Here is a 15,208-nt window from a genome sequence, read left to right on the forward strand (position 1 = left end):
TTCTCCGTCAACGCCGTGACACCCGGATGCACCGTGCTGCGCAACACGATCAACTGCCCGTCGCGCAGGTACTCCGCGCACCGCTCGATCGCCGCCGGCACCGCACCGATGTTCGGGTTCAGGTGCTCATCGACGGGCGTACCCACGATCACGACGAGATGCTCAGCCGACGCGACACTCGCCGGGTCGGTGCTGGCAACGAGCCTGCCGTCCTTGACCGCGGTCGCGAGGGGCTCGGCCGCGCCGTCCTCGTCGAACGGCAGACGACCTTCGTTCACTACCGCGACCGCAGCCGCGTTGATGTCGTACAGGGTCACCTGCAGACCGCGGGAGGCCATGGCGATGCCGAGCGGTAGTCCGACCCGGCCGCACCCCCCGATCACCACGACGTCGGTCGTGAAGCCTGCCGATGCACTATCGTCTGACACGCGCTGCCCCTCCAGGAAACCGGGTCTCATTGCCGGCGTCCGCGCCGGTCGAGCCCATCAACTATCGACGGAAGTCTTTGCACGGAAGGTTGACGTACCACCAGATGTGGGTCCACCGGTGCGACTTGAGGTTCAGGTCGGCGTTGCAGGCCACGTCGGCGTCGTGCATCGCGGAGCGCCAGGACGGCCCGGTGCTGCGGAACGAGTCGCTGCGGTAGTTCGTGGCGCATGCCGCGCCGAGCAGCAGCACGAAGCTGACCACGGCGACCGTGGCGACCCGACCGGCGGGGGCCCATGCCGACCTGCCGGCGTCGGGCCGGATCAGTGCCAGCACGGCCACGTACAGCAGCAGGGCCGGCACGGCCACGTAGCGCGGCTCGATCCAGCCCATCGAGCCGACCTGGGTGGCGAAGTTGACGACGCTCATGACGAGTGCGACAGCCGCGAGCAGCCACGCCGGACGGCTCAGGCGCTTCACCGCGATCCACAACGCGACCAGCAGGATCAGGACGGCGGCGACCACCAGCGACCAGTGCGGGCGGATGGTGTTGTAACCGGCCCAGTACTCACCGAAGAAGGCACGCGGCAGGACGAAGCGCACGTACTCGCTGAGCAGTAGGACCGGGTCGTAGTTCGGCTCTCCGGACACGCGCTGGTTGTAGCCGGTGACGACCCCGCCGACCTGGAGCGCCATACCGGCGGTGTACGCGAGGGCGATGAGTCTCGTGGCCCGGTCCCGCACCGCGATGACCCGCAGCAGCAGCAGCGGTGCGAACAGCACGTTGAGGATGCTGCTGAACACCAGATAGGTCGTGACCAGCGGGGCGGCGATCGTGCCCGTGCGCGTGACGGGTCGCCAGAAGCAGAGCCAGAACATCGCGTACAGGCCCGAGAAGTGCAGCGTTGCCAGGTCCACCTGGATCTGGCTCTGCGCGACCGGGACGAGCAGCACCGGCGCCGCGATCGTGAGTCGAAGCCACTTGTTGTCGAAGAACGTCCGGCTGCCGAAGTACGCCACGAACGCGAAGCAGGTCACCATGATCGCGGCGAGGACCGTCATCGCCGCCGGCATGTATGCCAGCGGGAACAGATCCGCCACCTCGGTCAGCGCCCGCGGACCGATGTGCCAGTAGCCGTTGAGCGGGCGGAAGACGGTGTCCTTCCACGATTCGTTGAGCGCCTGGTCGAGGAACACCGCGGCGTCTTCGATCCACACCGTGTCGAACGGTCCGTGCCCGCCGATCCGGCCCAGCGAGCCGGCCACGGCGGCGACGCCCGCGAGCACGCCCAGCCACCAGCGCGTCGGCGTGGACGGGGCCGGTGCCGGGAAGAGCGTCGCGAGCAGCGCGGTGACACGACCACCGGCGGAGCGCGGCGGGGTGTCGTCAACATGCTCCGGTGAGGCAGTGGCGCTGGCTGTCACTGTTGCTTCCTTAACGCGGCGGGGCGGGACCGTCGGGGTTCGCCCTCGACGGTCGCGCCGATCCTAGTACCACCGCCGCCGGCAGATCGGCCCCGGCGAGTTGGCCGGGCGCCGGGCCCGGTTCAGCCGCCGGCGGCCCGCACCGGCGGCATGACCACCGGCTCGGCGGCGGGGTGCCGGGCCGGCTTCGCCACGCCGGCGTCGGCCGGGGCGGTTGCCGGCGCCGAGCGGTCCGCGGCGCTCGCCTTCCGCCGCGTCTGACGCCAGGTGGTGATCCGCCGGCCGAGCTTGATGAACGGCTGTTCGATCAGGCGGTAGAGCACGTCGGCCATCACCAGCGAGACGATGGCGACCAGCAGTGCCTGGGTGTTGCCGAAGTTGAGCACGAACCCGGTGCCGAGGAGCTGGTTGCCGACCTTGATCAGCCAGAACACGGCGGCACCGGCGAGGACCTGCAGCAGGTACAGCGAGTAGGACCGTTCGCCGATGAAGCCCAGGACCCGGGTGGACAGCAGCCTGGCACCGGGCGTGCGGGCGAGCAGGCCGGGCAGGATGAGCACGACGCACAGCGCGTACCACGGGATGACCCGGACGCCGCCGAAGGCGTGGTTGGCCGCGTCGAGGGCGAGCTGGGCGCCGATGAACCCGAGGGCGAGCACGGTGCCGGTGACGGGGTGGGTGAGCGGCCGGATGATCGCGAATCCGCGCGGGTGGTGCGCGAGGATCGCCAGCAGGCAGCCGAGGAGGATCGGGATGTAGTGGATGTACAGGTCGCGGCTGAGCGTGGCGGCGACGGCGGCGGCGGCGATGAGCCCGACCGTCACGCCGATCCGCCGGCCGAGCGGGATGACCCCGGCGGCGAACGCGACCAGTGGCCACACCAGGTAGAACTTCTGCTCGATGCCCAGGGTCCAGGAGATGGTGAACGTGCCGTCCGTGCTGAACTCGTTCATGAACGTCAGGTAGTAGGGCATACCGCCGTGGAGGTCGCTGAGCCACTGCCCGGGTGCGGCGAAGTAGATCGCCATGGCGAGCACCACGACCAGGTAGACGGGCACGATCCGGAACAGCCGCCGCAGGTAGAAGTCGGCGAAGGAGATGCGGCCGGATCGGTCCTCCTCGCGCAGGGCGAGCGTGGTGATCAGGAAGCCGGAGAGCACGAAGAAGATGTGCACCCCGCTGTGGCCGGACAGCCAGCGCCAGTCCTTGCCGCCGAAGTGGAACATCACCACCATCAGCGCGGCGATGGCACGCAGCCCGTCCAGCGCCGGGAACCGCCGCAGCGCGCGAAACTCCTCATACGTCATCGACGCCAACGGTGACTCCTTACCGGACGGGGGCGGGCCGGGACAATCTAGCCACCGGCCATCCGCGAAACAACTGATCATCAGCCAGGCTGCCCAGCCCCCGCACCGGGCACGGACACGGTTACGCGATCCACCCGCCGTTGAGGTAGAACACGGTCAGTGCGCCCTGCAACGTGAGGCCGACGTAGAGATAGGCCCGGGCGAAGAGCCGCGCCTGCACGATCACCCGGCCCAGCAGGATGAAGACCGGGAAGATCTCGAGCACATGACGCGACGCGGACGGCAGCCGGCCGGTGGGCTCGGGCCAGCCCGGGAAGCTGACGATGAACAGCCACTGCACGACGCCCAGCAGCGGCAGCGCGAACAGGTGCCGGGGAAGCTTCCAGGGCCCGACGAAGCACAGCACGAGGAGCACCGCGACGAACACCACCGAGCCCAGGTTCAGCACGTTGACCGAGTTGGTCGAGATCGGCGTGTTGATCAGACCCTTGATCGTGTCGCCGATCGCCACCCAGGGCCCTGCGAAGTGCCGGCCCCACTTCTCCTGCGCGTGGCTGTACGCCAGCGCGTCGCCGTACTTCGACCAGGTGTAGGTGGCGTAGGCGACAAGGCCCATCGGCACCAATCCGATCGCCAGCACGTCCGCCCTGATCCGGCGGATCTTGAAGTCGTGCTGCCGCAGGTACTCCCAGGCGAACGGCACCGCGAGGAGCAGGCCGGACCCCCGGCTGCCCGACGCGAGCGCGCCGAGCAGGCCCGCCACCCACCAGCGCCCGGCCCGCAACGCGGAGAAACAGGAGATGGACAGGAGCAGGATGAGGCCGGACGGATACGGTGCGACGAGGAAGAATCCGGTGGGGAACACGGCCAGCACGGCCATCGCACGCTGCGCGGTCCGTTCGTCGAACTCCCGGGCGACCAGCCGGTGCAGCACCACCAGGGTGCCCAGCAGCGCCAGGCTCGACACGACGAGCCCCGCGAACACGGGCGGCCCGGGCACGACGAAGTCGAACCCGCGGACCAGCAGCCCGTAGACCGGGAAGAAGGCCGCGATCCGGGTGTCCTCCGGCGTGTACATCCCGTCATAGCCGTCGGTGGCGATGATCCGGTAGAAGCCCCAGTCCCACTGGCCCCAGGCCCCGACGAGGACCTTCCAGCTGACGGGCTTGGTGCTCATGAGGTGCGCGAAGTAGGTGAGCACCATCGCGTTGAGCATGCAGAACAGCCACGCGGTCCCGCCGGCGAGCAGCGAGCCGCCGTACCAGGCGCGGACCCGGTCCAGCCGGCCGGGCGCCGCCGGGGGCAGCGTGTCGCCGTCCGAGGGCCGGCGCTGAGCGGGGATCGCGTCGGTGGCGGCCGGGGTGGCATCCGGGGTGGCATCCGGCGTGGCTGCGGTAGACCAGGTCACGGCGACGAGTGTATGGACGCACCCGCCGGCGGTCTACGCCTGCGGTGACGCTGGGTGCAACTGACTGACCCGGCGCGCCGCCGTCGTCGGTCACCGACCGGGTGGCAGCCGGACCGTCCGGGTCATCGGCGCTGCTTCTTCAGAGGAAATGCGTAGGCCCTGGTCGGAAAGGTTCGGTGCCGCCGGACGACTCGTTTCCGGAGCGTCGAGCTGTATGGAAACCGCACCATCGCGAAGATCTCCGAAACCCCTTATGTACGGGCAAGTCTCGACGATCGCACTACCGTACGATGCCAACAATGACGAGTTCCTCGCCATCGGGACCCACCAGCACGGCATCCGCAGAGCTGACCTCGCCTGCCGTATCCAGCGTGCCGCGACCGGCGGCGGCCCCGGCCGTGGAGCAGCTCTCGCGCAGCCGGCGGCCGGGGCCGTGGAAACACCGGTGGCGGGCGTGGTGCGCGACCGACGCGGCGCGAACCTTGCGCGAGGCCGGGTCGGTCTGGCTTGCCAGCATATTCGCTGCTTGCGTGCTCACCGTCATGTCACGTATCGGCGAGGGCAAGGTGCTGTCGGCGCACACCTTGTTCATGGCCTGGGGCCAGTACGACTGGGGCTGGTACCAGTGGATCGCCGACGACGGCTACGCCGCCCGGTGGGGCGACGGGCGGATCGCTGCGTTCTTCCCGCTCTACCCGCTGCTTGTCCGCGGCTTCGACGTGTTCGTGCCCGGGCCGTCCCTCTACGCGGCACTGACGGTGTCGGCTCTCGCGCTGCTCGGCACCTACGTGCTGCTGCACCGGCTGGCCGAGCGGGAGTTCGGCCCGACCGTCGCGCGTCGGGCGTGCTGGTGCCTGGCGGCGTTCCCGACGGGTTTCTTCCTGCTGTCGCCGTATCCCTCCTCGCTGTTCCTGCTGCTGGCCGTCGGTGCGGTCGCCGCCATGCGCTCCGGTCGCTGGTGGGTCGCGGGGGCGCTGTGTGCCCTGGCGTCCGGGACCCGGTCGGCCGGGCTGCTGCTGGCAGTGCCGTTCGTCTTCGAGTACGTCCGCCAACGCGGCTGGAAGCTTCGCCCCGACGCACTCGCCGTGCTGCTGGTGCCGGGCGGTCTGCTCGCCTACATGACCTACACGTACCTCGCGGAAGACGACGCGCTCGCGTTCATGCACGCACAGAAGGTCTGGTTCCGTGAGCTGCACGCCCCCTGGTTCGCCGTCATCGAATCGGCGAATGCCGCCTCCCGTATCCCGTTGTCCACCGGGCAGGTCAACGTGCTCGGCCTCGGCGCCGTCCTGTTCATGCTGACGCTGCTCGTGCTGTCCGTCGTCGGCCCATGGAAGGTGCGTCGCGACCAGCTCGCCCTGCCGCTGCTCGCCCTCACGCAGATCCTGTTTCTCATCTGCTTCCCGGTCATGTCCCAGCCCAACGAGCGGCTCATGTCGGTGGCCCGACACGTGCTCGAGGTCTTTCCGATGTTCCTCACCCTCGCCGTGCTGACCCGCGTCGAGCTGATCAGCCGCGTGTACGTATTCGCCGGTCTGACGCTGCAGGGCTCCCTGCTGGCTTTCTACCTACACGGCGGCTGGATCGCCTGAGCCGTGCCGTTTGTGGTGGACGCCTGGCGACGCTGTCGCCGAACAGGTGCTGAGCCGGTCGCCAGGATCCGCCGGGCGTGACCCGGCACCGACGCCGCAGCGAAAACTCGAACACTTGTGGCTCCGGCGTGCACCCCGGCACGGTCTTGAGGGGGTGTGGGTGGAGCGAAGCTCCCCCACTGGGGAGCGCGGCGCAGCCGTGCGCGGGAAATCGGGATTTTCAATGGCAAGAGGCCCCCGCCGCGAAGCAGGGGCCTCTCAAAAATCCCGTACGCCGCGTAGGACTTGAACCTACAACCCGCAGATTAAGAGCTAGCTTCAGCGTGCGTATCCTGTCGCGTCCAGCCTGACTAGTCGGCTCTATGTCCGAATTGGGGTGCTTTCGAATCGATCGCCGTGCTGCTATGGCTGGCCTGAGTTCAGCAGGTCCAATAGCGGTGGAGCGCCCGAGGAGCACCCGTGCCGTGTGTCATGTGCGGCGCTGCCGCGCCGCCCGCCCCGTCGTGGTTCCGCCCAGCGGAAGGGCGTCATTGTGGGAGTCCGCGACGCCGGTTCCCTCACCGTCCTCATCGTCGCGACCGCCGTCGCCGCGACCTGCTTTGCGGCCGGTGTGATCGAGCTGGCTGTTCCGCGGTGCCCGGCGGTGATGAGCAGCGCGAGGGGTTTCTGGCCCTGTTCGCAGGCCAGATGCGTCTTGGTGGTCAGGCCGCCGCGTGAACGGCCGAGTGCGTGGTCGGCGGGTTCGTCGTGGACGCCGCCGGGTGGTTCCTTCTGCAGGTGGCCGTTGTGGCGGGCGCCGGCGGCGTGCTGGTGCGCGCGGCTGGTCGTGGAGTCGACGCTGACGCCCCAGTCGATGCGACCGGCGGCATCGGCGGTGGCCTGCGCGGCGGCGAGGACGGTGTCCCAGGTGCCGTCACGTTGCCAGCGGCGGAACAGTCCGTAGATGGTCTGCCAGGGTGCGTACTCGGCCGGGACGTCCCGCCACGGTGCCCCGACCCGGATGCGCCAGCGCATCCCGTTGCTGAGCTGTCGTCTGTCCCATTTCGGCGGGCGACCCAGCGACGGCTGCGCAGGTAGCAGCGGCGCGAGCGCCGCGCACTGCGCGTCGGTCAGGTCGTGCCGCCTCGTCACCGATAAGGTGGCCACGAGGTCTCCGGTATGAAGTTCTGCTTGGTCGCTGAACCATCTACCGGAGGACTCTGTTATCGATCACCGCTACGCCGTGACCTCCCCGGCCACCACTTTGAGACGCTCGCTGGTGGCCAGCTGGCAATTGACGTGTTTGGCTTCATCGTGACGCCGCGTGCTTCTCTCATGTGATGCTGGTCACTGCATTGTCCGAAATGGGCAACCGTCGTACGGGGACATTGCGGGTGCGTGGTGACGGCCCGTAGTGGGTCTTGCAGCTTTCTTCCCAGGATCGTCGGTGATCTCTACTGTTTGGCTCCTTGATCGTTGCGGGGAGGCAGGCATGGGTCGTCGGGGCGGGTTCTCGCTGCGCGGGTTGGGGCGTGGCCGGGGCTGGTGGTGGTTGACGGCAGTGTCGGCGGGTGCGTTGTTGGCTCCGGTGCTGGTGGCGCTTCCGGCTCATGCCGCGCCGGTGAAGCCGTCGGGGGTGGTGAATCCTGACGAGCGGTCGGTGGCGGTGTCTGGTGTGACGGGCCGGGCTCGGCCGGCGGTGGAGTCTGATACGGCGGCGTTGGGGAAGGTGCCGGTGCCGGTGTGGCCGGTGGCTGGGTCGGCGGTGGTGCCGGTTTCTGGGGCGGCGCAGGCTCAGGCGAAGCAGCAGGGGGCTGTGGTGGCGCCGGGTGGGTTGCCGGTGGTGGTGCGGCCGGGTGGTCCGGTGTCGGAGCCGCGCACTGCGGGGGAGCAGGCGGCGCAGGCTGCGGCTGTGGCGGTGTCGCAGGTGCAGGTTTCGGTGCTTGGCCAGGACGCGGCTGCGGCGTTGGGTGTCAAGGGTGTGGTGTTGACCGTCGCGCGTGCCGACGGGGACGCGGGGTCCGCGGCGGTGGGTCTGGATCTGGACTATGCCGCGTTCGCGACGGGGTATGGCGGTGATTACGGCGGTCGGTTGCGGTTGGTGTCGTTGCCGGGGTGCGCGGTGAGCACTCCGGCGTTGCCGGAGTGTCAGGTGCAGACGCCGTTGGGGTCGGTGAACAATCCGGTGTCGAAGCGGGTGTCGGCGGACAGTGTGCCGCTGACCGGTGACTCGACAGCGGTCGCTGGCGCGTCGACGGTGGACGGGTCGGGGTCTGCTGCTGCCGGTACTGCTGCCGGTTCTGGTGGCGTGGTGTTGGCGTTGACGTCGGGCAGTGCTTCGCAGGCGGGTGACTGGTCGAAGACGTCGCTGACACCGGCGGGGTCATGGTCGCACGGCGGCTCGTCGGGTGACTTCAGCTACAGCGTGCCGTTGAAGGTGCCGCCGTCGTTGGGTGGTCCCTCGCCGACCCTGCAACTGCAGTACAGCTCCGGCGGGCTGGACGGTAAGACGGTGGCGACGAACGCGCAGGCGTCGTGGGTCGGTGACGGCTGGGACCTGAGCCTGGGCTACATCGAGCGGTCCTACCGCGGTTGTGCCGACGACGGTAACGCGACCGGTGATCTGTGCTGGACGTCGGCGAACGGTGACAATGAGCCGATCTCGATCGTCATGGATGGCGTGTCGGGGCAGCTGGTGCGCGACAGCCTCACGGGGGAGTACAAGTCGGCGACCCACAAGGGGTGGAGTTTCCGTAAGTACACCGGCGCGGTCAACTTCGACAATGACGGCGAGTACTGGCAGGTGATGTCGCCGGACGGGACGCAGTACTTCTTCGGTCACGGCGGTGCCTACAGCCCGACGGCGGTGCAGACGTACTCGACGGGGATCGTGCCGGTGTACGGCAACAACAGCGGGGAGCCGTGTTACAAGACGTCGGCACAGGGTGGGTATGCGGCGTCGTCGTGTGCGCAGGCGTACCGGTGGAACCTGGACTACATCGTGGACCCGCGCGGCAACAGCGAGACGATCTTCTACCAGAAGACGACCGGCCGGTACGGGCGCAACAACAACACCGGTCTGCCGGCGGACTATGACGCCAACGTGTACCCGGTGCGGATCGAGTACGGCACCCGGCAGGGTTCGGAGGGTGCGGCGGGGAAGCCGGCGCCGATGAAGGTCGAGTTCAGCATCGACAGCCGGTGCAGCGACGCCGGCGACTGCACGCTCGACGTGCCGTGGGACCAGTTCTGTGGGGTGACACCGACGTCGTGTCCGAACCAGACCAGTCCGGGATTCTTCATGCAGTGGCGGCTGTCCGCGGTCACCACGAAGGTGCTGACGAATGCGGCTGCGAGCCCGCCCACGTATCAGACCGTTGACCAGTGGACCCTCGATCACGACTTCCTGAATCCGGGCACGAGCGACACGGCCGCGTTGTGGTTGGAAGGGCTGCAGCACACCGGGTACAAGAACGGTACGCCGTTGTCGGAGCCGCCGATGGCGTTCGGCGGTGGGGCGTTGGACAACCGGGTCGACTACAACCTCTCCGCTGGTGTGCTCAAACTGCGCCGGTTCCGGCTCAGCACCATCGAGAACGGCGTCGGTGGCCTGCTGACGGTGTACTACGCGGGAACGGACTGCAGCCCGACGAGCATCCCGACAGGCAGCGCGAACAGCAACATCTATCGGTGCTTCCCGCAGTACTGGGCGCCGCAGGGCGGCACGGCCGGGTTCGGCTGGTTCCACAAGTACGTCGTCACCGCGGTGCAGCAGACGGACATGACCGATGCGACCGCACCGCCGGTGCTGACCAGTTACGGCTACAGCGTCGAGCACTCCTCGACGAAGGTGTTGTGGGGGCACGACCCGTCCGAGACGGCGCCGTTGTCGCGGCGGTCGTGGTCGGACTGGCGCGGGTACAGCGACGTGACCACGACGACCGGCCCGGTCGGCGGCACCCAGACGGTGTCCTCAGCGCGGTACTACCGGGGTCTGCACGGTGACCGCGCCGACGCCTCCGGCGGCACCAGGTCAGCCACCATCGAGGACTCGTGGGGCAACACCACCATCGACTACTACGTGCTGCGCGGGCAGGTGCGGCAGGACACGTCATTCCTCGCCGGGGCGGAGTTCTCCTCGACGCTGCACAGTTACGGCTACGGCACGGTCGCGTCCCGGCCGCTGGCGTACGGCATGGGCAGTCTGGTCGCGAACAACTTCGCCGAGACCGAGACCCGTACCCGCACCCTCATCACCACTCCGACGGGGTCTGGGTGGCGGTCGACGAAAACCATCACCGAAACCGACAGCTACACGCTGCCGACCAAGATCCTTGACTACGGTGACGAGGCCGACGCGACCGACGACCGGTGCACCCTGATCACCTACGCCGACCGCAGTGTGGACCCGGGCAACGGCCGCTACCACGTCAACTACCAGCGACAGACCCTGCAGACCAAGCTCAGCGTGCAGAACGGCCAGGCCGTCTGCATCCCCGCAGCCGGCAGCGACTACCTGGCCGGGACGTTCACCTATTACGACGGCAACACCACCGGTACCGGACCGGTCGGCCAGGGCCTCGTCACGCGGGCCGATGCGTTGCAGAGCGTTGCCAACGTGCCGTCGAATCCGGTGCTGAGCTGGCAGAACAGCACCAACATCGGCTACGACAGCTACGGCCGGATCGTGTGGACGCGCGACCCGATGAACGACGATTTGCACAAGACGACCATCGAGTACCTGCCCGCTGCGGACGCGCCGGTTATCACGACCAAAACGAAGAACCCGCTCGATCACCTCACGACCGTCACGTCGGACGGCGCCCGTGGTGTCCCGATCACGGTCACCGACGCCAACGGCAAGACCACCAACGCGGTCTACGACCCGCTGGGCCGGCTCACCCACGTGTGGCTCAACCGCGACGCCAACGGCGCCCCGGACACCCACTACGTGTACACGCTGTACGCAGGCCTGGGGTCGCCGCCGACCTCGGTCACCACAACGGTGCTGGGCCCGAACAACAATGTGATCACCAGTTACGACGTGTATGACGGCAACCTGCGCCCCCGGCAGCACCAGAGCCCGGCGCCGCAGGCCAACGGCGGACGGATCGTCACCGACACCAAGTACGACGCACGGGGCCTGACCGCCAAAACCACCACGTTCTGGAATGTGGGCGCACCGTCCGGCGCGCTCGCCGAGTTCAACGACACCGACTCCGGTGTGAAGAACCAGCACCGGTACACGTACGACGGCCTCGGCCGGCAAACGAAAGACGCGTTGTACGCCGCCAACACTTTCAAGTGGGAGACCTCCCTCGAGTACACGGGCAACACCACCACCGTCACACCACCCGCCGGCGGCACCCCGACGACCACCTACGTCAACGCCCGCGGCAAGACCACCGAACTGCGGCAGTACCTCAACAGCACCCCGACCGGCAGCTATCACGCCACCACCTACGCCTACGACCGGCTCGACCGGCTCACCGAGGTGAAGGACCAGTCCAACAACACCTGGACCACCGGCTACAACCTCCTCGGCCAGGTCAAGTCCACCACCGACCCGGACAAGGGCACCATCACCACCAGCTACGACCTGAACGGCCAACCGACCACCGTCACCGACACCCGCCCCAGCAACAACAGCACGACCGTCAAGTACGACGAACTCGGCCGCGCCGTCGGCCTGTACGACGGGGCCGGCACCGGCGGGTTCAAACGGGCCTCGTGGACGTATGACACGGTGGCCAAGGGGCAGCTGACCTCATCCAGCCGGTACGTTTCCGGCAGCAACGGCACCGACACGTTCACCACCACCGTCACCAGCTACGACGACGACTACCGACCCCTGAGCATCACCACGGACATCCCGTCCAGCCTGAACATGCCATGGCTGCCCAGCGGCTCCTACACCACGTCGATGGAGTACAACGCCGACGGGTCCACGAAAACACTGAAATACCCCGCGGCGGGCGGCCTGCCCGAGGAGACGCTGACCAGCACCTACGACAACAACGGCAACGCACTGACCTTGACCGGTCTGCAGACGTACATCGCCGAGACGAGCTACTGGAGCTTCGGCGCCGTACACCAGCAGATCCTCGGCACCGGCAACAAACGGGTCCTGCAGACCACCGACGTCGACGAGACCACCGGCCGGCTCACCAGCAGCAAAACCGAGACCGAGAACGCCGCCAACCCCGGCACGTGGATCGAACGGCTCACCGAACGCTACGGCTACGACCAGGCCGGCAACGTCTTGAACATCACCGAAACCCTCGGCAGCCCGGACCCGTCGGTCGTGTCCAACCAGTGCTTCACCTACGACAAACTCCAGCAACTCACCGAAGCCTGGACCACCACCACAGCCACCTGCCAGACCCCCCAGACTGGCGGCACAGTCGGCGGACCCGACCCGTACTGGACCTCCTACAAGTACGGCAACGGCACCGGCACCTACAACAACGGCAACCGCACCCAAGAAACCCGCCACGCCGTCAGCGGCGGCAGCGACACCATCCGCGACTACAAGTATCTCGACCCCGCCAAACGGCACACCCTCACCGAGGTCGCCACCAGCGGCGGCAGCACCGGCACCGACAGCTACATCTACGACAACACCGGCAACATGTACACGCGCAACATCGCCGGGAACCCCCAGGATCTCCGGTGGGACAGCGAAGGCCACCTCGCCACCGTCACCGACAGCACCGGCGTCAGCAGCTACATCTACGACGCCGGCGGTGCCCGCCTCGTCGCCAAGGACCCCACCGGGGCGACGGTGTACCTGGCAGGCTACGAACTGCGCAAAGTCGGTGGCACCGTCACCGCCACCCGCTACTACGGCGTCGCCAGCCGCACCCCGACCGGACTGACCTGGCTCGCCGCAGACCACCACGGCACCGGACAACTCGCCATCGACGCGGTGAGCCAGACCGTCACCCGCCGCAAGACCGACCCGTTCGGCAACCCCCGCGGCACCGACCCCGCCTGGCCCAACCCTCACGGCTTCGTCGGCGGCACCCGCGACGCCACCGGACTCACCCATCTCGGCGCCCGCGAATACGAACCCACCACCGGCCGGTTCATCTCCGACGACTCGATTACTGACCTCGCCGACCCGCAACAGATCAACGGCTACGTCTACGCCGCCAACAACCCCACCACCAGCAGCGACCCGAGCGGGCTGTGCCCGGCCGACCGATGCGGAGGCTGGGGTCAGAACCCAGGCCAAAACACCGGCGTCAAGAACAAACCCGGACCGGGAGGCAACAACGGCGGCGACGGCGTCCCCACCGACCAAAAAGCATTGGAGGCGCAGCAGGCCGCGGCAGCTGCAGCAGCCGCCAAGCAACAGGCGATCGACGCCGCCCTCGCCCTCGGCAAGGTCGTCCTGGACGAACTCGGCATTACCGCCGGCTTCAACTGCATCGCCAACCTTGACATGGGTGCGTGCGCCGAAACGCTGATGAATGCCCTGCCGGCACTGATCGGCGCCTTCGCCGCGAAGATCGGCCTCAAGTACCTCATCCGCTTCAAACAGGGCATCAAACTCGTCAACAAAATCTGGGACCTCGCCAACAAGATCATCGACGGCGTCAAAGGCTGGATGAAGGGCTCAAAAGCCCTCAAGGCCCTCGAAGCTGCAGCCGACGTAGCCGACGCCGCCTCGACGGCGGCCGACATTGCCGGCACGGTCGCAGGCTGCGGGGGCAACAGCTTCCAGGCCGGCACACTCGTCCTACTCGCCGACGGCACCACAAGACCCATCGAAACCCTCGAAGTCGGCGACGTCGTGCTCGCCACCGACCCCGTCGCCGGCATCACCGAAGCCCACGAGATCACCCAACTGCACGTCAACAACGACAAGGAATTCACCGACCTCACCGTCGCCACCGGCGACGGCACCAGCGCCGTCATCAACACCACCCAGGAACACCCGTTCTGGAGCATCACCCGCCACGCCTGGACCCACGCCGAAACCCTCAACCCCGGCGAACAACTCCAAACCGTCAACGGCTCCACCGTCGAAGTTCTGGCCCGAACGAACTACCCCGACGCCAGAACCATGTTCAACCTCACCGTCAGCACCATCCACACGTACTATGTGCTCGCGGGGCTTACCGCGGTTCTCGTGCACAATACTGGTGCCGCAAGTTGCAGCATCCCGCCGTATGATCGTGATCAGTATTATGAGGTCGAGGAGGGGATGCGGAATCACATCCTGACGAATGAACCGGTATGTGTGTACTGCGGTGAGCGGCCGTCGACCCAGATTGATCATGTTATTTCATTGAAATTGGATTGGATCACGGGAGGGCATGCTGACGACATCGCTACTCGCAGTAATCGTGTGAATAGGGAGGATAATTTGAGAGGCAGTTGTGCTCCCTGTAATCTGTCGAAGGGTGCTAAGGAATTGTTCACGGGATGGCATCCACCCATTCTGTATAGAGACCTCCATTAGTCATTGATCACATCATAATATGGAATTGTGCGGGATAAAATGTCGAGCATTGATGAAGTGAGAGAACACTACATTGCCAGCTGGGGTGCGCCAAGTTTTGTGCAGGAATTTTCCAGCGCATCGCTAGAGGTCGTGGTATTTAAATGGGATCTAAGCTCACGGACGGGTGGTACGACTGTATATGCTACCTATGGAGTTTCGGGTCGTCTTGACGCGCATGGAAATAGAGCGGAGGTTTTTGTAGGACTGATACCGGATATGGATCCTATCTGCCTGCCGCTCGCAAACCTGGCAGCAACGGTGGTGGCGGGTGGGAACGATGTCCGCCACGGAAGTACCTGGGACATGGGCGGTCCTTTGTGGAGTGGGACCGAACTGAATTTTCTCGTTACATTGCATCAGCATTCCGCGTTGGCGGCTCTTGATTCAAAAGTAGGCCGTGTTGAGTTTTTTACAGCAATACCCATTTTCAAATACGAGGCAGATTTCAAGAAGTCGCATGGCGTTGATGCGCTGACGCGGCACTGGAAAGAGAATCGAGTGTCTTTTTGGGACCCGACTCGCCTCCCGGGTGCGATCTAGTGTCGTGTGACTCTGGTGT

General features: G+C 66.8%; 7 protein-coding genes and 2 pseudogenes. 3 read left to right on the forward strand and 6 right to left on the reverse strand.

The window, feature by feature from the left end; genetic code table 11:
• The 5 genes and pseudogenes from ACFPIJ_RS46895 to ACFPIJ_RS46915 all read right to left on the reverse strand — a co-directional run.
• Positions 1-428 (reverse strand): annotated as a pseudogene (locus tag ACFPIJ_RS46895) (nucleotide sugar dehydrogenase); the annotation flags it as partial.
• A gap of 61 nt (positions 429-489) precedes the next feature.
• Entirely contained in the window at positions 490-1,851 is a 1,362-nt protein-coding gene (locus ACFPIJ_RS46900; protein ID WP_380125986.1) for a hypothetical protein, read from the reverse strand.
• 122 nt (positions 1,852-1,973) lie between these two features.
• Complete coding sequence (locus ACFPIJ_RS46905; protein WP_380125987.1) at positions 1,974-3,158, reverse strand: acyltransferase family protein; 1,185 nt, start codon at positions 3,156-3,158, stop codon at positions 1,974-1,976.
• Between the two features lie 121 nt (positions 3,159-3,279).
• Complete coding sequence (locus ACFPIJ_RS46910; RefSeq protein WP_380125988.1) at positions 3,280-4,566, reverse strand: hypothetical protein; 1,287 nt, start codon at positions 4,564-4,566, stop codon at positions 3,280-3,282.
• 280 nt (positions 4,567-4,846) lie between these two features.
• Positions 4,847-5,110: a hypothetical protein gene (locus ACFPIJ_RS46915; protein ID WP_380125989.1), complete on the reverse strand. Its 264-nt coding sequence runs from the start codon at positions 5,108-5,110 to the stop codon at positions 4,847-4,849.
• Between ACFPIJ_RS46915 and ACFPIJ_RS46920 the strand changes: the two genes are divergently transcribed.
• On the forward strand, positions 5,109-6,158 hold the full coding sequence (locus tag ACFPIJ_RS46920; RefSeq protein WP_380125990.1) for a mannosyltransferase family protein: 1,050 nt from the start codon (positions 5,109-5,111) through the stop codon (positions 6,156-6,158). The genes ACFPIJ_RS46915 and ACFPIJ_RS46920 overlap by 2 nt on opposite strands.
• 623 nt (positions 6,159-6,781) lie before the next feature.
• On the opposite strand, the pseudogene ACFPIJ_RS46925 reads toward ACFPIJ_RS46920, so the two are convergent.
• Positions 6,782-7,304 (reverse strand): annotated as a pseudogene (locus ACFPIJ_RS46925) (IS5 family transposase); the annotation flags it as partial.
• Positions 7,305-8,124: 820 nt separating this feature from the next.
• On the opposite strand from ACFPIJ_RS46925, the gene ACFPIJ_RS46930 reads away from it, so the two are divergent.
• Both ACFPIJ_RS46930 and ACFPIJ_RS46935 read left to right on the forward strand, forming a co-directional pair.
• Positions 8,125-14,607: a polymorphic toxin-type HINT domain-containing protein gene (locus ACFPIJ_RS46930; protein ID WP_380125992.1), complete on the forward strand. Its 6,483-nt coding sequence runs from the start codon at positions 8,125-8,127 to the stop codon at positions 14,605-14,607.
• Between the two features lie 27 nt (positions 14,608-14,634).
• Complete coding sequence (locus ACFPIJ_RS46935; protein ID WP_380125993.1) at positions 14,635-15,189, forward strand: suppressor of fused domain protein; 555 nt, start codon at positions 14,635-14,637, stop codon at positions 15,187-15,189.
• The last annotated feature ends 19 nt before the right edge of the window (positions 15,190-15,208 follow it).

The sequence above is a fragment of the Dactylosporangium cerinum genome (assembly GCF_042653625.1).
GTDB lineage: Bacteria > Actinomycetota > Actinomycetes > Mycobacteriales > Micromonosporaceae > Dactylosporangium > Dactylosporangium cerinum.